Annotated in this window: 17 protein-coding genes; 5 read left to right on the plus strand and 12 right to left on the minus strand. The window is 71.1% G+C overall.

Translation table 11 applies throughout. The features are described 5' to 3' along the window. Positions 1-31 precede the first annotated feature (31 nt). Positions 32-673, minus strand: a complete 642-nt coding sequence (locus VSH64_RS29360) for a dTMP kinase (RefSeq protein ID WP_407655569.1) — start codon at positions 671-673, stop codon at positions 32-34. A 97-nt stretch (positions 674-770) separates the two neighbouring features. On the opposite strand from VSH64_RS29360, the gene VSH64_RS29365 reads away from it, so the two are divergent. Next, a complete protein-coding gene (locus VSH64_RS29365; protein ID WP_326565970.1) occupies positions 771-1430 on the plus strand; it encodes a TetR/AcrR family transcriptional regulator in 660 nt (219 codons plus the stop codon). Here the strand turns inward: VSH64_RS29365 and VSH64_RS29370 are convergent. After that, positions 1397-1762 (minus strand): LPXTG cell wall anchor domain-containing protein, encoded by a 366-nt coding sequence (locus VSH64_RS29370; protein ID WP_326565971.1) that lies wholly within the window; start codon positions 1760-1762, stop codon positions 1397-1399. The two genes, VSH64_RS29365 and VSH64_RS29370, sit on opposite strands and share 34 nt — an antisense overlap. Positions 1763-2039: 277 nt before the next feature. On the opposite strand from VSH64_RS29370, the gene VSH64_RS29375 reads away from it, so the two are divergent. Then, positions 2040-3032, plus strand: coding sequence for a hypothetical protein (locus VSH64_RS29375; RefSeq protein WP_326565972.1), 993 nt, complete (start codon positions 2040-2042; stop codon positions 3030-3032). A 94-nt stretch (positions 3033-3126) separates the two neighbouring features. Beyond that, positions 3127-3423 carry a hypothetical protein gene (locus tag VSH64_RS29380; RefSeq protein ID WP_326565973.1) on the plus strand — a complete coding sequence of 99 codons (297 nt, stop codon included), beginning with the start codon at positions 3127-3129 and terminating at the stop codon, positions 3421-3423. A 36-nt stretch (positions 3424-3459) separates the two neighbouring features. On the opposite strand, the gene VSH64_RS29385 is transcribed toward VSH64_RS29380, so the two are convergent. Together VSH64_RS29385 and ahcY are read right to left on the minus strand one after the other, a co-directional pair. Then, positions 3460-4293, minus strand: a complete 834-nt coding sequence (locus tag VSH64_RS29385; protein ID WP_326565974.1) for an acetoacetate decarboxylase family protein — start codon at positions 4291-4293, stop codon at positions 3460-3462. Between the two features lie 347 nt (positions 4294-4640). After that, a complete protein-coding gene (gene ahcY, locus VSH64_RS29390; RefSeq protein ID WP_326565975.1) occupies positions 4641-6113 on the minus strand; it encodes an adenosylhomocysteinase in 1473 nt (490 codons plus the stop codon). Between the two features lie 86 nt (positions 6114-6199). On the opposite strand from ahcY, the gene VSH64_RS29395 reads away from it, so the two are divergent. After that, positions 6200-8485 carry a hypothetical protein gene (locus tag VSH64_RS29395; protein WP_407655570.1) on the plus strand — a complete coding sequence of 762 codons (2286 nt, stop codon included), beginning with the start codon at positions 6200-6202 and terminating at the stop codon, positions 8483-8485. A gap of 96 nt (positions 8486-8581) precedes the next feature. Here VSH64_RS29395 and VSH64_RS29400 read toward each other — a convergent pair whose 3' ends face one another. From VSH64_RS29400 to VSH64_RS29435, 8 genes are all read right to left on the minus strand, one after another. Further along, entirely contained in the window at positions 8582-9286 is a 705-nt protein-coding gene (locus tag VSH64_RS29400; protein ID WP_326565977.1) for an LPXTG cell wall anchor domain-containing protein, read from the minus strand. Positions 9287-9619: 333 nt separating this feature from the next. Then, on the minus strand, positions 9620-11158 hold the full coding sequence (locus VSH64_RS29405; RefSeq protein WP_326565979.1) for an amino acid permease: 1539 nt from the start codon (positions 11156-11158) through the stop codon (positions 9620-9622). 80 nt (positions 11159-11238) lie between these two features. Continuing rightward, positions 11239-12153 carry a cation diffusion facilitator family transporter gene (locus tag VSH64_RS29410; RefSeq protein WP_326565981.1) on the minus strand — a complete coding sequence of 305 codons (915 nt, stop codon included), beginning with the start codon at positions 12151-12153 and terminating at the stop codon, positions 11239-11241. A 182-nt stretch (positions 12154-12335) separates the two neighbouring features. Continuing rightward, positions 12336-13568, minus strand: a complete 1233-nt coding sequence (gene manA / locus VSH64_RS29415) for a mannose-6-phosphate isomerase, class I (protein ID WP_326838052.1) — start codon at positions 13566-13568, stop codon at positions 12336-12338. A 108-nt stretch (positions 13569-13676) separates the two neighbouring features. After that, entirely contained in the window at positions 13677-14771 is a 1095-nt protein-coding gene (locus VSH64_RS29420) for a hypothetical protein (RefSeq protein ID WP_326565982.1), read from the minus strand. Continuing rightward, the gene (locus tag VSH64_RS29425) at positions 14755-15000 is read right to left on the minus strand and encodes a Trm112 family protein (protein ID WP_326565983.1); all 246 of its coding nucleotides are present in this window, start codon (positions 14998-15000) and stop codon (positions 14755-14757) included. Before VSH64_RS29425 ends, VSH64_RS29420 begins: the two co-directional genes overlap by 17 nt. An 86-nt stretch (positions 15001-15086) precedes the next feature. Then, entirely contained in the window at positions 15087-16442 is a 1356-nt protein-coding gene (locus tag VSH64_RS29430; protein WP_326565984.1) for a phosphomannomutase/phosphoglucomutase, read from the minus strand. 74 nt (positions 16443-16516) lie between these two features. Continuing rightward, a complete protein-coding gene (locus VSH64_RS29435; RefSeq protein ID WP_204093559.1) occupies positions 16517-16870 on the minus strand; it encodes a DUF3499 domain-containing protein in 354 nt (117 codons plus the stop codon). Positions 16871-16985: 115 nt separating this feature from the next. Here VSH64_RS29435 and VSH64_RS29440 point away from each other — a divergent pair, with 115 nt between their 5' ends. Continuing rightward, the gene (locus VSH64_RS29440; RefSeq protein ID WP_326565985.1) at positions 16986-17414 is read left to right on the plus strand and encodes a metallopeptidase family protein; all 429 of its coding nucleotides are present in this window, start codon (positions 16986-16988) and stop codon (positions 17412-17414) included. Positions 17415-17475 lie beyond the last annotated feature (61 nt).

Genomic DNA, 17475 nt, shown 5'->3' on the forward strand with positions numbered 1-17475 from the left:
CGACGGCTCGGCTTGACGGCTCGGCGCCGGGTCAGGACAGCAGCGACTTGGCCAACGTCGGCAAGTCGACACCGGCCACGCCGTCGAGCACGTGCCACGGCGCGAGCCAGCCGGCCGCGGCCAGCTCGTCGTAGACCGCGGCGCACCGCTGCTGCAGAGCGTCGTCGGATTCGAACGCGTCGCGCGCCCGCGTGGTGTCGGCGGCGGCTCGGCGCACGGCACGCTCGGCCGCGACCTCGGGTGCCACGCGCAGCAGCAGGTGCGCGTCGGGCTTCGGCAGCGCGAAGCGGTCGACTTCCAGGCCCCACACCCAGCGCACCACGTCGCCGTCGGCGTGCTCGCGCAGGCGCGCGGCGGCGTACGCGGCGTTGGACGCGACGTAGCGGTCGAGCAGCACCACGTCGTTGTCCGCCAGCAGCGCGCGGATCTCGTCGGCCGCGCCGCTGCGGTCCAGGGCGTAGAGCAGGGCCATGCCGTAGACGGAGTCGGCGAGGTCGCCGTGGCCGCGGTGCAGCGCCTCGCGCACGACGTCGGCGTGGACGCTGCGGCCGTAGCGCGGGAACGCCAGACTGCCGACCCGCGCTCCCCCGCGTTGCAGCTCAGCGGTGAGCCCGTCGGCGAGGGTGCGCTTGCCGGCACCGTCCAGACCTTCGATCACGACCAGTCGCCCCACGCCGCCCACCCTAGGACAGGCCGCGCCCGGCCCGATCGGGGGCGTGCCGCGCCGAACGCGGGCTGCGACCGGCGAAGGGACCCCTACGCTGGTGACCATGAGTCCTGATCCGACGCCGAAGCGCCGCGACCCCGTGGCCACGCGCGCGGCGATCCTGAACGCGGCCCGCAAAGCGTTCACCGAGCGCGGCTACGACGGCGCCGGCGTCCGCGAGATCGCCGGGGCCGTGGACGTGGACGCGCGGCTGATCGGCAAGTACTTCGGCTCGAAGGAAGGGCTCTTCGCCGAAGTGGTGGACGTCGCGTTCGAGAAGTCGATGATGATGACCCCCGAGCTCAATGAAGAAGCGGCGATCGCGTTGCTGACCGGCGACGACCGGCACGCGTCCGACGGGCTGCTGCTCACCTTGCGCTCGGTCGCCAACCCGCGCGCGGCCGCGATCATGCGCGAAAGCATCGAGCGCAACTACCAGACCCGCCTGGCCGAAGCGCTGCCCGGCGGTGACGCCACCGGCCGCTCGGCGCTGTTGATCGCGATCTGCGCCGGGATGCTGCTCAACCGCACGGTGCTCGGCTCGACCGTGCTCACCGGTCCCCAAGCGGAAAAGCTCATCCCGTACCTGCGCGCGGCCCTCGACGCCGTGGCGGAGGACCCCGGCGAATCGGGAGTGGTCGACCGGCGGCCCGGCGGGAGGGACGGCACCGCCGGGCACGCCGGTACGGCTCAGGCGGCCTCGCGCCGCGACCGCAGCAGGTAGCCCCCGCCGCCGGCGAGCAGCAGGCCCGCGAGGATGGCCAGCGGCAGCCAGCCCGAATCGTGGTCCTCGGGTGGCGGAGTGTCGCCGCGCGGCAGCACGTCGGCCACGGGCCGGTAGGCGTAGCCCTCGTCGGTGGCCGCCTGCGGGACGAGATGGGCGTTGCCGACGCCGGAGGGCTGCGCCGCGCTCGCGCCCGGTCCCGACGTCAGCAACGCCATGCCCACGAGGATCACGAGCGCCAGCACCCGCCCGGTGGTGCGCGTTCGCTCGAAGTGGGCTCGGCCGCGGTGCGCCGCGGCACGGGCGGCGGTACGAAGCTTCTGCGCTGGCACTTTGATACGCGGAGCGTGCACCGACCCTCCCCACCCACGACGACGTGTCCCTCGGTCGTCACAACGGTGAACAGTGCGGTCACGCGGAGCAAGATGCTCTTCCGGGGATCAAGGCGTTCCGGGTCAGGTCTGGAACACGGAATGGCCACCCTTGCGTGGCCAACCACCCCGAACGGGGGTCGGAGCGGCTACCGTGCGCTGCTAACGTGAACGTTCCGCGGTGTTCACGGCCGGCGCACGCAGTGATCTCCACACTGGTCTGGTGAAGGGACAAGCGGTGTCTCGAGACAGGGAAGGCGCACTCATCATCGAACCTGTTCGGCGTGGCTCGGGCGACCTGCCCGCGGAACTGGCCGACGCGCTGCGCACCGGCGAGTTCCACCAGGCCCTGCGCACGGCCATCGCGCACCGGGGCCTGTCGCTGGCGCGCCTGCGCGCCCACCTGGCCCTGCGCGGCGTCCAGATTGGACAGTCGACACTCAGCTACTGGCAGCGCGGCCTGCGCCAGCCCGAGGTGCCCAAGGCGCTGCCGGCCGTGCGCGCGCTGGAGTCGGTGCTGCAGCTGCCCACCGATTCGCTCGTGGTGCTGATCGGCCCGCGCACCGCCCGCCCGCGCGGGCACCAGGCCGCGGTGTCGTTCCACGACCTGCGCTCGGGCGACATGGGCTCGATCGTCGACCAGCTGCTGTCCGACCTGGGTGTGCTGCCCTCGGCGAACCACTCCAACGCCGACCTCGAGCTGCTCTCGGTGCACGACCGCATCACGGTGGACGCCCGCCGCCGCCAGGTGAGCATCCGCACGCGCTTGGTCACGCGCGCGCGACGGCACGGCCCCGACCGGTACGTGACCGTGTACAACGGCGACCCCGGCTGCAAGATCGACGACGTCGAGCTGATCACGGCCGAGGGCTGCCGCGTCGGGCGCATCCGCCGCCACCCCACCGCCGAGACCATGGCGACCGAACTGCTCTTCGACCGCAAACTCGGCGAGGGCGACATCCACGTCTTCTGCTTCGAGGTGCGCGACGACTCGAGCGCCCTGTTCCCCGGCTACTACCGGATGCTGCGCGACCAGGCCGCCAGCTACCTGCTGCAACTGCAGTTCGACCCCACCGCGATGCCTGCCCGCTGCACCCGCCAGGTCCGCGCCCGCGACGACGCCCTGCCGGTGGAAGCCGAAGAGCTGCCGCTCGACACGGGCGGCGTCACGAGCGGCTACTTCCGCGACGCGGGGCCGGGTCTGGCGGGGATCGCTGTGGAGTGGAACTGAGCCCGGTGAAGAACCAGGCCCCTGACCTGCGTTGACGTGCCCCGAGACCACGCGCACGATGGAATTTCGGGGGCAGTCCCACCAGGAGCCGACAATGAGTTTCGTACAAGTCATCGAGTTCAAGACCTCACGCCCGGACGAGCTGAACGAGCTCATGGACGAGTGGAAAACCGCGACGAAGGGCAGCCGCACGGCCACCCACGCGGTGGTGATGAGCGACCGTGACAACCCCGGAACCTACATGGAGTTCGTCGAGTTCCCGTCGTACGAGGAGGCGATGCGGAACTCGCAGCTGCCGGAGACCTCGAAGATCGCCGAGCGGATGGGCAAGCTGTGCGATGGGCCGCCGGTGTTCCACAACCTCGACGTGATGCGCGACGAACGCCTCTGAGCGGCCGGGCACCAGCCGGCACCCGGCCGCCGCCGGTCAGAGGATGATCAGGTCCGTGACGCTGTAGGACAGCGAGCCGCGGAATCCGGCGCCGGTGCGCTGGGGCGCGAGGTCGGCCAGTTCTTCGGCCTGTGCCGGGAAGAACGACAGGTCGCCGGTGCCGGTCCAGGTGCCGGCCACCTGCGGGGTGTCCAAAACGGACTGGGTGAGCTCGTGCACGGCGGGGTTGCGGTACTGCCCGGCCGACAGGCGCGGGAAGTAGCGCAGGTTCACGATCGGGCGGCCGAGCGCCGGGATCGTGGGCGCGGTCTGCTCGAGCGTCACCCGGGCCGAGGCGAGCTGGCGGCCGTTGGACGAGAGCGTGGCGCCGAACTGGCCGCCGGGGCCGACGACCGGGCCGGCCTGGCTCGGCACGCCGAACGCGCGCGTCTGGTGGATCGCGCCGATCTTCTTCGGGAAGCCCTGGATCCAGCCGCGGGCCAGCGCTTCGTCGTTGTCCACGTAGATGTACGGGCACCAGGCGACCGGCGAACCCTTGTGCACGGCGTCGAGCAGCACCAGGAACTCGTGGTACTGGCTGCGCACGGGGTCGAGGTACTCGTTGTCACTGGCGGAGAACTGCCAGTCGATGAACAGCGCGTAGCCGTGGCCCGAACTGGTCGGGTCCGGGTCCAGACCGGTCGGCAGCGACGCGGCGGCGGCCCCCGGCGTGGTCCAGAACTCGACGCCGACGACGTCACCCACGTAGTGCCACGGCGGCGTCGGCGCGAGGTTGGCGACCCCCCGCGCGCTGAGCGGGTAGCTGTAGCCCTTGAGCCGTTCGTTCACCGGCGTGGTCGTGGCACCCTCGGCGAGCGCGGGTGTGCTCATCGCACCCGCCGCCACCGCGGCCAGCCCTCCGGCGATTACCCCTCTTCGGCCCACTTCTCCTGCGGACAAGGCAGATCCCCTTCACTTCGGAAGTCCTCCGGCCGCGACACGGCCGGGCACTTCCGAAGGAACCACGGGAACTCGGCGAGTGGTGCCGACGGAGCGAGGCCGGAGCCCAGGAGGCAACCCGGGAGCGGATCTTCGGGCACATCGGACCCGGCGGACTTGTCACCGCGGGGAGAACGGAGTGCACTGCGGAGTGGTCCGGTCCACTGGCGTCCACTGTGGAGGCGCCGAACGAAAGCGGCGCCCGGGAAACCCGGACGCCGCCTCTCGTCAGTGAGAACTCAGTAGCGGTAGTGCTCCGACTTGAACGGGCCTTCCACGTCCACGTCGATGTACTCGGCCTGCTCCTTGGTGAGCTTGGTCAGCTCGCCGCCGAGGGCCTGGAGGTGGATGCGCGCCACCTTCTCGTCGAGCTTCTTCGGCAGGCGGAACACCTCCTTGTCGTACTCCTCGTGCTTGGTGAAGAGTTCGATCTGCGCGATGACCTGGTTGGAGAAGCTGTTGGACATCACGAACGACGGGTGCCCGGTCGCGTTGCCGAGGTTGAGCAGCCGGCCCTCGGACAGCACGATGATCGTGTTGCCGTTGGGGAACACCCACTCGTCGACCTGCGGCTTGATGTTGATGCGGTGGATGCCCGGGTAGCGCGCGAGGCCGGCCATGTCGAGCTCGTTGTCGAAGTGGCCGATGTTGCCGACGATCGCCTGGTGCTTCATCTTCGCCATGTGCTCGACCATCACCACGTTCTTGTTGCCGGTGGTGGTGATCACGATGTCGGCCTCGGGCAGCACGTTCTCCAGGGTCTTGACCTGGTAGCCGTCCATCGCCGCCTGCAGGGCGCAGATCGGGTCGATCTCGGTCACGATCACGCGCGCGCCCTGGCCGCGCAGCGACTCGGCCGCGCCCTTGCCGACGTCGCCGTAACCGCAGACCACGGCCACCTTGCCGCCGATGAGCACGTCGGTGCCGCGGTTGATGCCGTCGATGAGCGAGTGGCGGATGCCGTAGCGGTTGTCGAACTTCGACTTGGTCACCGCGTCGTTCACGTTGATCGCCGGGAACAGCAGCTCACCCGCGGCGGCCAGCTGGTAGAGCCGCAGCACGCCGGTGGTGGTCTCCTCGGTCACGCCGCGGATGCCCTCGCCGATGGTGGTCCACTTGGAGGTGTCGGCGGCGACGGACGCGCGCACCAGCTCCAGGAAGACCTTCCACTCGTCCGAGTCGTTCTCGTCGGCGGACGGCACGACGCCGGCCTTCTCGTACTCGGTGCCCTTGTGCACGAGCATGGTGGCGTCACCGCCGTCGTCGAGGATCATGTTGGGACCCTCGCCGTCCCAGGTGAGCATCTTCTCGGTGCACCACCAGTACTCCTCCAGCGACTCGCCCTTCCAGGCGAACACCGGCACACCCTTGGGCTCCTCGGTGGTGCCGTGCGGGCCGACGACCACGGCCGCGGCCGCGTGGTCCTGCGTGGAGAAGATGTTGCACGAGGCCCAGCGCACCTCCGCGCCCAGCGCCACCAGCGTCTCGATGAGCACGGCGGTCTGCACGGTCATGTGCAGCGACCCCGACACGCGCGCGCCCCGCAGCGGGTAGACCTCGGCGTATTCGCGGCGCAGCGCCATGAGGCCCGGCATCTCGTGCTCGGCGAGGCGGATCTCCTTGCGGCCGAACTCGGCGGCCTCGAGGTCGGCGACGGCGAACTCGATGCCGCCCCGGGTGTCGTGCCGCTTGGCAACGCTTTCGGGGGTCATAGTGCGGTTCCTCCAAGGATTGATGGCACCTGAACAGTACCGTTGTCGGCTTGACGTCCCCCCGACCGGCTTAGGAGACCCTTACCGTGCCCGCCCCGCTGCCCGGCCCCGACACCCGCATCATCGAGCTGAGGGTGGCCGGACTGGCGGGTACGAGCGGCGAGACGCTCCTGGACGCGGTGTCGACCGTCGACGTCGCCGGCGACGGCATCGGCAGGGTGGTGCGCCCGGCGGACCGGCTGCGGCGCCCGGCCCCCGGGCCGGTCGTGCCCGCACTGGGCCGGTCCATCCCGCGCACGCTCGAAGGATACCTGTGGAGCCGCATGACCTCGGGCGGCGCCGCCAAGGCCACCTGGGCGCTGCTGTTCCCGTTCTCGCTGGCCAACGTCGCGTTCTGGATGCTGCCGCCGGTGCACCGGGCGCGCTGGCTCGGCGGCCTGTGCCGCGGGCTGCTGCGGGTGGCCGCCGTGCTGCTCACGATGCTGCTGATCGGGCAGGTCGCCGTGACGGCGCTCGACCTGTTCGCCACGCAGTGCCTCGCGCCGGACAGCGGCTGCCTGCCGTGGGTGCCCTCGGGGCTGCGCTCGTCGCCGGCCCGGCTCGCGATCGGCGTGGCGATCCTGTTCGTGGTGGTGTTCGTGCTGCACCGGATCTCGTCGGCCAGCTGGCGGGTGCAGGCCCCGCAGCCGCGCATCCGACGCGGCGCACCGCTGCAGCTGCTGGCCGACCCCGAGGCGCCCGGCATGTCGGCGACGCACACAGTCGCCGCGCTGGCCTGCGTCGCGTTGCTGCTGCTGGGCGGGCCACTGCACGTGCCCGACGACGTGCCGCGGCTGATCGGCTGGATCTGCGTGCTGGGGCTGGTGGTCGCGGTGATCGTGGGCGCGGCCGTCGGCAGTGACCCCGGCCGGGTCGCGCGGCGCACGCTGATGACCTTCGCCGCGGCGGCGGTGGTCTACGCCGCCGTGCTCGCCGCGCCGCTGCCCGCGCGCGGCGGCCTGCGCGGCACCGACGGCACGGTCGAAGGACTCGGCGCGGCGCTGCTGGCCGTGACCATCCTGTTCGCGCTCGCGCTCGTGCCGATGGCGCTGCTCGCGAGGTCCACCTGGAAGACGCGGCCGAAGCGGCTGCGCCCGTGGCTCGGGGGCTGGGCCGCGGCGCCGGTCGTGGCGCTCGCGGGCCTGCTCGGCGGCGGTTTCGGCGCCGGGCTGGGGATCGCCGTCCGCCGGCTGCTGGGCACGGGCGGGCTGCAATTGCCGGACACCTACGAGCTGATCACCGTGCTGTGGGGTGCCGGACTCGTGTTGATCGCGGTGCTCGTGGTGGCCGGCTACGCGATCGCGGTGCCCTTGCGCCGGCGGCGCCGCGGAATCCCCGCGCTGGTCGAGCTGGTGCAGCTCGACGCGAAGCAGGAGAAGGCCGCCGCGCGGGCGTGGGCGCGGTCGGCCTGGGAGCGCCGGCACCTGCACCAGCTGGTGATGATCGTGGCCATCGGGCTCGGCGTGGCCGGGCTGGCCCTGCTGGTGGTGCGGTTCGGCTTCGACCTGCGGCCCGCGTGGTTCACGCCGGTGTCGGCCGTGGGCGTGTTCGCGCTCGGCGGCTTCGCCGCGGGCCTGCTGCGGGTGGTCTACACCGCGGCTCGCTCACCCGAGCGCAACCGGCATCTGGGCGCCCTGGCCGACCTCGTGTCGTTCTGGCCGCGGGCCGCGCACCCGACCGTGCCGCCGTGTTACGCACTCAAGGTCGTACCTGAGCTCACCGAACGCGTGAAGGAGCACCTCGCCGAACCGGGCACGCGCGTGGTGCTCTCGGGGCAGAACCTCGGCAGCCTGCTCACCACGCTCACCGCCGCTCGCCTGTCGGCCGAGCTCACCGCCGAGGAACGCGACCGCGTCGGCCTGCTCACCGCCGGCTCCCCGCTGCAGTGGGGTTACCAGCGAGCGTTCCCCGCGGTGCTGCCACAGGATTCGCTCGCGACGCTGTTCGGCGACCTCGACGGCCGCTGGCGCGCGCTGTGCCGCGGCACCGACATCTTCGGCGGCGGGGTCACGACCTGGCGGCACAACGTGTCCGGCCGCCACCTGATCGGCGACGGCTACCTGCCCGAAGGCCGGTCCGGCCCGCTCGAGGCCACGCCCGAGGAGTCCGGCGTGCTCGTGCTCGGCGGCGACCACTGGCTGCCCGACCCGCTGCGCGGCCCCGACGGACGGCGCCGCTGGGCGCCGGGCCTGCTCAAGCACACCGACTATCTGGCCGACGCCGAGTGGGACAAGGCGCTCGCGATGGCCGCGGGCCTCGGGAGGCCGAGCGGACGCTCACGGCTGCTCGGCGAACAGGGCGCCCTGTTCAGCGACCTCCCCCGCCCCCGCTGACCCACCCCCCGGGACCGGACAAAAGACCGGAGGGGAGCCGTACCCGTGGGCAAACGGGTACGGCTCCCCTCCGGTTTCAGGAACCCGAAAAGCAGATCAGTTGGTGCTGCGGCGGCGGAACTTCAGCAGCGCGAGCAGGCCACCGCCGACGACGAGCAGCGCCGCGGCGATGTAGATCAGCCACGCGTTGTCGAAGCCGGTGTTGGCGAGCTGGCCGCCGGTGCCACCGGTCTCGTTGCCGGCCGGGGCCGCGACCACGGCCGTGGTGCTGGTGGGCGCCGCGGTCGGGGCGGCCTGCGACGTGGTCGGCACCGCCGAGGTCTCGGTCGGCTGCGTGGTCGGCGTCTCCGCCGGCTTGGTCGGCTGCGTCGTCTCCGGCGCGGTCTTCGTGCCGCAGGCGAACCAGCTGTCAATCTTCGGCTGGCTGCCGTTGTAGTTGTGCGGCGCGATCAGGTTGTTCCAGGGCAGATCCTTGGTCAGGTTCTTCTTGCCCGGGATGTAGACCGCGTAGCCGTCGTCGCCACCGGCGACGACAACCGCCTCGACCTTGACGCCGTCCTTGGTGGCGGTGATGTTGAGCGACTTGCTCTTGTCGCCGCCGGTGAACGTGAAGTCACCCTGGTCGAGCTTCTTGCCGCTGACACCGTTGAGGTGAGCGCAGTCGGGGGCGTGGCCCTGGATCGGGTTCGCGCGGCCGTCGTCGGAGGTGCAGGCGAGAGCGGACGTCGCCGTGCCCAGCAGGGCGAGTCCGGCCACCGCGGCGACCGTGAAACCCGCACGCAGTCTGGTGATGGTGGGCATTCAGAAAACTCCTGTACCGAACGGGGGATACGAGCGAAGATTTGCGCACTCCCAGTGAGAGTCAAAACCACTTACCGTATGAATCACACACGAGTGATTAACCCGTCAGAGGGAAGCCGAGGCGGACGGTATCGCATACGGCTCACCTGATCACCCTGCGTTCGAGACGTGATCCAAACCGAGACGCGGGAGATATCGTTTCGTGATCATTCTGATTTAGGTGACAACTCGGCCACATCACGCAACCTTCGCGCGGCCCGGCATATCCCCAGGTCAGCAGCACAAAACGGCCCGCCGTCCCAGCGGGGACGACGGGCCGTGTCGCGCGGTGGTTCAGTCCTTTGCCGGCCCGGCCGGCGCGCCCGCCGCCGGTTCGTCGCCCGCCGCGATCCGCTTGCCGAGCAACGAGTGGCGCCGGCTGTAGGCGAAGTAGAGGACGACGCCGACGGCCATCCAGACCAGGAACCGCAGCCAGGTCAGCACGGTGAGGTTCAGCATCAGCCACAGGCACGCGAGGATCGCCAGGATCGGGATCAGCGGCACCGCCGGCACGCGGAACGCGCGCGGCAGGTCCGGTCGCGTGCGGCGCAGCACCAGCACCCCGGCGGACACGAGGATGAACGCGAACAGCGTGCCGACGTTCACCATCTCCTCGAGCTTGTCGGCCGGGAAGAACGTGGCGGCCACGGCCACCAGACCGCCCACCAGCAGCGTCGCGCGCTTCGGGGTGCCGTGTCCGCCGGTCTTGGCCAGGCCGCGCGGCATGAGACCGTCGCGCGACATCGCGAAGATGATCCGCACCTGGCCGAGCATCAGCACCATCACCACGGTCGTGAGGCCCGCCAGCGCACCGACGGAGATCACGTTCGCGGCCCAGTCGACCCCGTTGGCCGAGAACGCCGTGGCGAGCGTCTTGTGGCTGCCGTCGCCGGCCTCGGTCGCCAAGTCGGTGTAGGGCACCATGCCGACGACCACGAGCGACACCGCCACGTACAGCACCGTGACGATGGCCAGCGAGCCGAAAATGCCGCGGGGCACCGACTTCTGCGGGTTGCGCGTCTCCTCGGCGGTGGTCGCCACGATGTCGAACCCGATGAACGCGAAGAACACCAGCGACGCCCCGGCCAGCAACCCGAACACGCCGAACGAGCTGCTGCCGCCACCCGCGAGCACCGAGAACAGCGACTGCTCCACACCGCTGTCGCCGGGGCCGCCGGGCTTGCCCTCGGGGATGAACGGCGAGTAGTTCGCGCCCTTGATGTAGAAGACGCCGAGGATGATCACGAACAGCACCACGGCGACCTTGATCCCCGTGATCACCATGGAGAACCGCGAAGACAGCTTCGTGCCGACGGCCAGCAGCGTCGTGAGCGCGACCACCACCACGAGCGCGCCCCAGTCGATGGTGACCCAGCCGAGGTCGATCGTGGTCGTCGCGCCCTTGCCGAAGAGGTAGCCCAGCACGGTCTGGAGGTAGACCGACCAGCCCTTCGACACCGCGGCCGCGCCCACGGCCAGCTCGAGGATCAGGTCCCAGCCGATGATCCACGCCACGAACTCGCCGAAAGTGGCGTAGGAGAACGTGTACGCGCTGCCCGCGACCGGCACGGTCGAGGCGAACTCGGCGTAACACAGGGCGGCGAGCGCGCACGCGATCGCGGCGAACACGAACGCGAGCGACACCGACGGGCCGGAGAAGTCACCCGCGGTGCGCGCGGTGAGCGTGAAGATGCCCGCCCCGATGACCACGGCGACCCCGAACACCGTGAGGTCCCAGGCGCTCAGGTTTCTTCGGAGCTTGGTGTCGGGCTCGTCGGTGTCCGCGATGGACTGCTCGATCGATTTCGTCCGCCACAAACCGTGCCCGGGCACCGCGACCTCCAGAAGAACTGCGTTAAAAGGGGAGAATCACCCTAACGCGGCATACCGGGAGCGGCGCGATGGGGAGTTGATCACCGCGCGTCGCGGTCGAGGTCCGGTTCGAGGTAGATGAGCGACGCGACCGGGATCTTCGCGCGCACGCGGGCTTCCGCGTCATCGATGGCCGAGGCGACCTGGGCCGTGTCGAGCCCGGGCACCAGCGCGAGCTTCGCGGCCACGAGCAGCTCGTCCGGGCCGAGGTACTGCGTGCGGATGTGGATCACGCGCTCGACCTTGCCGGCCGCCAGCTCGTCGACGATCGTCTCGAGGTCGGTCTCGGTGGCGCCTTCGCCGATGAGCAGGCTCTTCATCTCGACGATGAGGATCACCGCGATCACGCCGAGCAGCGCGCCGATGAACACGGTGCCGATGCCGTCGAACACCGGGTCGCCGGTGATCACCGACAGGCCGACGCCCAGCAGCGCGAACACGAGGCCGATGAGCGCGCCGGTGTCCTCCAGCAGCACCACCGGCAGCTCGGGCTCCTTGGCCTGGCGGATGAATCCCCACCAGGTCACGTTGCCCTTGATCTTCCGCGACTCGCCGATGGCGGTGTAGAAGCTGTAGCCCTCGAGGCAGATCGCCACCAGCAGGATGATCACGGCCACGATCGGCGACTCGAGCGGCTCCGGCTCGATGATCTTGTGGATGCCCTCGTACAGCGCGAACGCCGAGCCGAGCGTGAACAGCATCAGCGCGACGATGAACGAGTAGAAGTACCGCTCGCGGCCGAACCCGAAGGGGTGCTCCTTGGTCGCGCGCCGACGCGACGACTTCTGCCCGAGCAGCAGCAGGCCCTGGTTCGACGTGTCGGCCAGCGAGTGCACCGACTCCGCCAGCATCGACGACGAACCCGTGACCAGGAACCCGACGAACTTCGCCACCGCGATCCCGGCGTTGGCCGCCAGTGCCGCGACGATCGCCTTGGTACCCCCACCAGCTGACACAGCTTGCTCCCCACGTGTTGGGCCATGGATCCGGCGAAATGTCCGTTCGGGAGCCTAGAGGACCCGATACCCCGCGGACGCTTCGGCCACGTGAACGTTTGCGCTCGGCCGGGCAGTCGCGATGAAGGGCGCCTTCCGGGAATCAGAGTCCCTCGAGGCGCCCTTCACGGCGTGGTCCGAAGTCAGTCTTCGCAGGTGCCGGCGGTCGCGCGGAACAGCTGCGCCGGCTCGCCCGCCAACGGACGGACCGACACGGCCGGGTCGGCCGCGGGCAGCCACACGGACTGGCCGCGCAGCAGCTCGACCTGCTCGCCGTCCTCGGCCGTCACGAGCAGGTCGCCTCGGGTGCACAGCAGGATCTGCGGGCCGGTGCAGTCGAGCACCAGCTCGGTGTCGTCCCCGGCCTCCCACTGCACGCGTCCGAGCTCGAACTCCGGCGCGTCGGTGTGGTACACGGCCATGCGCTGTTCGGCGCATTCGCCTTGCTGCACCGGCATCTCGCCGCACGCGAAGTCGACCACACGCAGCAGCTCGGGCACGTCCACGTGCTTGGGCGTGAGGCCGCAGCGCAGGATGTTGTCCGAGTTGGCCAGGATCTCCACGGCCGTGCCGGACAGGTACAGGTGCAGGTTGCCGGCCGGCAGGTAGATCGCCTCGCCCGCGCGCAACGTGAGCCGGTTGAGCAGCAGAGCCGCGAGCACGCCGGCATCCCGCGGGTGTGCTTCGCCGAGTTCGAGGATCGTCCGGCACTCCACGCCGAACTCGCCGTGGTCGGCGACGTGGCGCACGCACGCGTCGAGGACCTCGGGCAGCAGCCCGTCGAGCAGCGGCTGCGGCAGCGTGATCCACGTGGTGAACAGCGCGCGCAGCCCGTCCGGGTCCGGCTGCGCTTCGAGCAGGCCGGTGTACTTCGCCAGGCCCGGCGTCTCGATGGCCTTGAGCAGCTTCACGGTGCGCTGCGGGTCGCGGAACCCGGCCAGCGCGTGGAACTCGGTGAGCGCGCACACGAGCTCGGGCTTCGCCGTCGGGTCCGGGTAGTTGCGGTTGGGCGCGTCCCGCGGGATGCCGAGGCGTTCCTCGCGTTGGTGGCCCTCGGCGGCCTGCGCGGCCGAGGGGTGCGCCTGCATCGACAGCGGCTCCTCGGCCGCCAGGATCTTCAACAGGAACGGCAGCCGGCCGCCCCAGCGCTTCGCACAGCGTTCGCCGAGCTGGCCGACCGGATCGGCGTCCACGAGCTCCAGCAGGCTCCGTTCGGTGCCGTCCGGGGCGAGCACGCGCGACGGGTCGCCCGGGTGGGCGCCCATCCACAGCTCCGCCTCGGGGTGCGGCGCCGGCACCGGACGGCCCTGCAGCTGCGGGATCGCGGTGCGCGATCCCCAGGCGTAGGGCCGTACGGCGTTGCGCAACAGCTCCACTGTCACCTCAACTCCCAATCCTTCCCATCGGCCGGAGCCGATGTCGTGCGGGCGGTGCCGTCCCCACGGCACCCGTCCGCACTTCCTCCCCCTGATCCCGTTGAGCCGTCAAGCGGTGGCCGGCTCGTACCTCCCGGCGCCACCGATCCGGCCCGCCGCGAGCCCGAGGTACACCGCGGCGAGCTCGAACCGCAGCGCGAGCACCGCGGCCCGGACGATCTCGTCCGCTTCGAACTCCTCCGCGGGCGCGATCACGTCCGCACCCGGCAGGAACTCCTCGGCCTGGAAGCGGGCCGCCTCGGCGGCGGGCCCGGTCCGCACCGAGAGCAACAGCACCCTCGTGGCGGTTCCACCGGATGAGTCGTCCGGATCGGCGAAGATGTCACGCTCTTGGCCACCCGATTGCACAACTCTTCGAAGAGCCGGTCGCGCAAGCGCTTGCCGGTAGTCTTCCGCGTCGCACACCATGCCCGCGTGAGCTGCGAAAGCGTGGGCCGCGTGGTCCGCGACGGCCACCGCCACGGGGTCGAGACCCCACAGCAGCGGCACGCGGTCGGCGAGCCGCAACGCCAGCGCCTTGGCCGGGTTCGCGAACGACTCGCGCGCCAGGTAGTCCTTCTCGGCTTCGAGGTCGAGCTGGTCGGCCAGGGCTTGCACATCGGCCACCAGCAGGCCCAGCGCGTTGGCCGTGAGCAGCCCGGCGGCCAGGCCGCGCGGGAACGCGAGCTCGGGCGGCACCGGGATGCGCGGCGCGAGCAGCACTCCCTTGCCGGCCACCGACGCCGCGACCGGGCCCTCCGCCGGAGCGGAGAGCACCACGGTCGCGCCGAAGCGGGCCGCGCGTTCGAGCGAGGCCGCCAGCTCACGGTCACCCGCGTCGTCCGTGTGCGCGAACACGACGTCGAGCGCGCCGATCCACGACGGCACGATCTCGGCCACCACCACCGGCACCGGGCACGCCGGGGCGAGCAGGGCGGCCAGCAGGCGCGTGACCGTGCGGCTCACGCCGGGCCGGTCGATGAGGACCAGCGAACGCGGGCGCCCCAGGTCGAGCCGGTCGCTCAGCTCCAGCTCGGCCGCGGCCTCGGCGGTGGCCCGCACCTGCGCCCCGGCCATGGCGGCGGCACGCAGCAGCCCCGCGCTGTCGGCCTCGACCAGGCGTGCGGGGTCGTCGAGCAGCGAATCGTCAAGCACTGTCGGCATGGCTGTCATCCGGCTCACCGGGAGTGCTGGGGGCACCGTCACCGCTGAGTACCGCTTCGTCGAGAAGCAGCACGGGGATCCCGTCACGGACCGGGTACACCCGGCCGCACTCGGTGCAGGTCAGCGCTTCGGCGTTCGCGTCGTCCGGCGAGCCGGGACGCAGGGGTGCGTGATCGGGCGACGGGCACGCGAGGATCTCGAGCAGGTCGGCGTCGAGCGTGATGGCCATGGTTCCTCCATACCACGCGTAGGTGGGTCGAAGCGGCACCTTCCGGACACAGTTCGTCACGGCCGGTCGATGACAGCTTGGCTTGCTCAGCCCCGGACAATAACCAGTACATCGTCGGTGAGCGCCTCGACCGCGGCGCGGTCGGCGGCTTCCACGTTGAGCCGCAGCAGCGGCTCGGTGTTCGACGGGCGCAGGTTGAACCACGCGCCGCCCGGCAGCTGCACGGTGAGGCCGTCGAGCTCGTCGATCTCGACACCCGGCTTGTCCGCGTAGGCGTCCTTCACCGCGAGCATGCGCGCGACCTGGTCGGTCACGGTCGAGTTGATCTCGCCCGAGGCCGCGTAGCGCGAGAAGTCCTGCGTGAGCGCGGACAGCGGCCCGTCCTGCTCGCCCAGGGCCGCCAGCACGTGCAGCGCGGCCAGCATGCCGGTGTCGGCGCGCCAGAAGTCGCGGAAGTAGTAGTGCGCGGAGTGCTCGCCGCCGAAGATCGCACCGGTGCGCGCCATCTCCGCCTTGATGAACGAGTGGCCCACGCGCGTGCGCACCGGCTTGCCACCGTGTTCGGCGACGATCTCGGGCACGCCCTTCGAGGTGATCAGGTTGTGGATCACCGTGCCGCCCGGCTCCTTGGCCAGCTCGCGCACCGCGACCAGCGCCGTGATCGCGCTCGGCGAGACCGGCTCGCCGCGCTCGTCGACCACGAAGCAGCGGTCGGCGTCGCCGTCGAAGGCCACGCCGGCGTCGGCGCCGACCTCGCGGACCTTGGCCTGCAGGTCGACGATGTTCTTCGGGTCGAGCGGGTTGGCCTCGTGGTTCGGGAAGCTGCCGTCGAGCTCGAAGTACATCGGCACGACCTCGATCGGGAGCCCGGCGAACACGGTCGGCACGGTGTGCCCGCCCATGCCGTTGCCGGCGTCGACCACGATCTTCAGCGGCCGCGAGTGCGAGAGGTCCACGAGGTTGCGCAGGTAGGCGGCGTAGTCGGCGAGCACGTCGCGCTCGCTGACCGAGCCGGTCTTGCCCTCGAACTCGGGCACACCCTGCTCCACGGTGTCGCGGATCTCCGAGAGCCCGGTGTCCTGCCCGACCGGGCTCGCACCCGCGCGGCACATCTTGATGCCGTTGTACTTCGCGGGGTTGTGGCTGGCAGTGAACATCGCGCCCGGCATGTTCAGCGAACCCGACGCGAAGTAGAGCTCGTCGGTGCTGCACAGACCGATGGACACCACGTCGAGACCCTGCGAGGTCACACCCTCGGCGAACGCGGCCGAAAGCCCCGGCGACGAGTCACGCATGTCGTGGCCGATCACCACCGAGGGCGACTCGGCCTTGATGAGCAGGGCGAACGCGGCGCCGAAGTCGCGTACCAGTGACGCGTCGAGCTGCTCGCCGACCACGCCGCGAATGTCGTAGGCCTTCACGATGCCCGAAAGATCTGGCACGCCGTCTCCCCGCCGTCAGTTCTCGTCGCGGCGCCGGTCGCGCCGCGCGGAAAGCCTACCGGCGGGAGCGGTGCTCAGGCGCGCCCGGGGAGCACGCGGAGGTGCCCGCGCCGGCCCGAAGGGCCCTCCGGCTCGGGCGGCGGCGCCGGCCGGTCCGAGCGGCCCGCCTCGCGGACGGCCTCGGCCAGCGCGGTCAGCTCGTCGGCCGACTGCTCCGGAGTGGCGAACGTGCCCTCGTGGCGCACGACTTCCCAGCCCTTCGGCACGGTCAGCCGCAGCGCGTGGGCCTCGCACAGGTCGTACGAATGCGGCTCAGAGGCGGTGGCGAGGGGACCGACGACGGCGGTGGAATCGCTGTACGCATACGTGAGCGTGGCGACAGCGGGCTCTGGACAACCCGTCCGCGAACATTTCCGTACGCTCCGCACGATCCAGAACGATAGCGCGTCGCCGCAAGGGGGCCCCGGCGACACGCGCGTGGCCCTGGCTACCGCATAGACTTGCGCGGTGGCGACGGCTCGTGATTACCGACAACGGCAGCGGATGCGCAGGGACCGGCACGGCCGCGGCCTGCGCGGGGCGCTCTACCCCGCGTCCCTGCCCGCCGCCGCGAGCCGGGCGGAGAAGTTCGACGCGCTCGTGCTCGACGCGCTGGAACCCATCGAAGCGCGCTGGCGCCACGAGCTGACCAAGCTCGACGTCGCGGTCGACGAGGTCCCCGAGGTCCGCCCCGACGGCCGCGCCCCGGCCGACGGCGTGCTCCACGACGGCTCGGTGCCCCTGTCCCGCCTGGTCCCGGCCGGCGTCGACCGCGCGGGGCTGCCCACGCGCGCCCGGATCGTGCTGTACCGGCGACCGCTCGAGGCCCGCGCCAAGGACCCCGGTGAGCTGGCGGAACTCGTGCACGACGTGCTCGTGGAACAGGTCGCGGGCTACCTCGGCGTCGAGCCGGACGTGATCGAAGGCGACTGAGCCGATTTGGGCTGGTGCCCGTCGTAGATGGCCGGGTTCCGCAGTCAGGTGATCGGCAGTC

The organism is Amycolatopsis rhabdoformis (genome assembly GCF_035918295.1).
GTDB lineage: Bacteria > Actinomycetota > Actinomycetes > Mycobacteriales > Pseudonocardiaceae > Amycolatopsis > Amycolatopsis rhabdoformis.

Bases quoted from the DNA above. Each gene is read 5' to 3' on its own strand.
- VSH64_RS29365 (WP_326565970.1), top strand. From the start codon at position 771: ATGAGTCCTGATCCGACGCCGAAGCGCCGCGACCCCGTGGCCACGCGC.
- VSH64_RS29380 (WP_326565973.1), top strand. From the start codon at position 3,127: ATGAGTTTCGTACAAGTCATCGAGTTCAAGACCTCACGCCCGGACGAG.
- VSH64_RS29385 (WP_326565974.1), bottom strand. From the start codon at position 4,293: ATGAGCACACCCGCGCTCGCCGAGGGTGCCACGACCACGCCGGTGAAC.
- ahcY (WP_326565975.1), bottom strand. From the start codon at position 6,113: ATGACCCCCGAAAGCGTTGCCAAGCGGCACGACACCCGGGGCGGCATC.
- VSH64_RS29400 (WP_326565977.1), bottom strand. From the start codon at position 9,286: ATGCCCACCATCACCAGACTGCGTGCGGGTTTCACGGTCGCCGCGGTG.
- VSH64_RS29420 (WP_326565982.1), bottom strand. From the start codon at position 14,771: ATGCCGACAGTGCTTGACGATTCGCTGCTCGACGACCCCGCACGCCTG.
- VSH64_RS29425 (WP_326565983.1), bottom strand. From the start codon at position 15,000: ATGGCCATCACGCTCGACGCCGACCTGCTCGAGATCCTCGCGTGCCCG.
- VSH64_RS29440 (WP_326565985.1), top strand. From the start codon at position 16,986: ATGCGCAGGGACCGGCACGGCCGCGGCCTGCGCGGGGCGCTCTACCCC.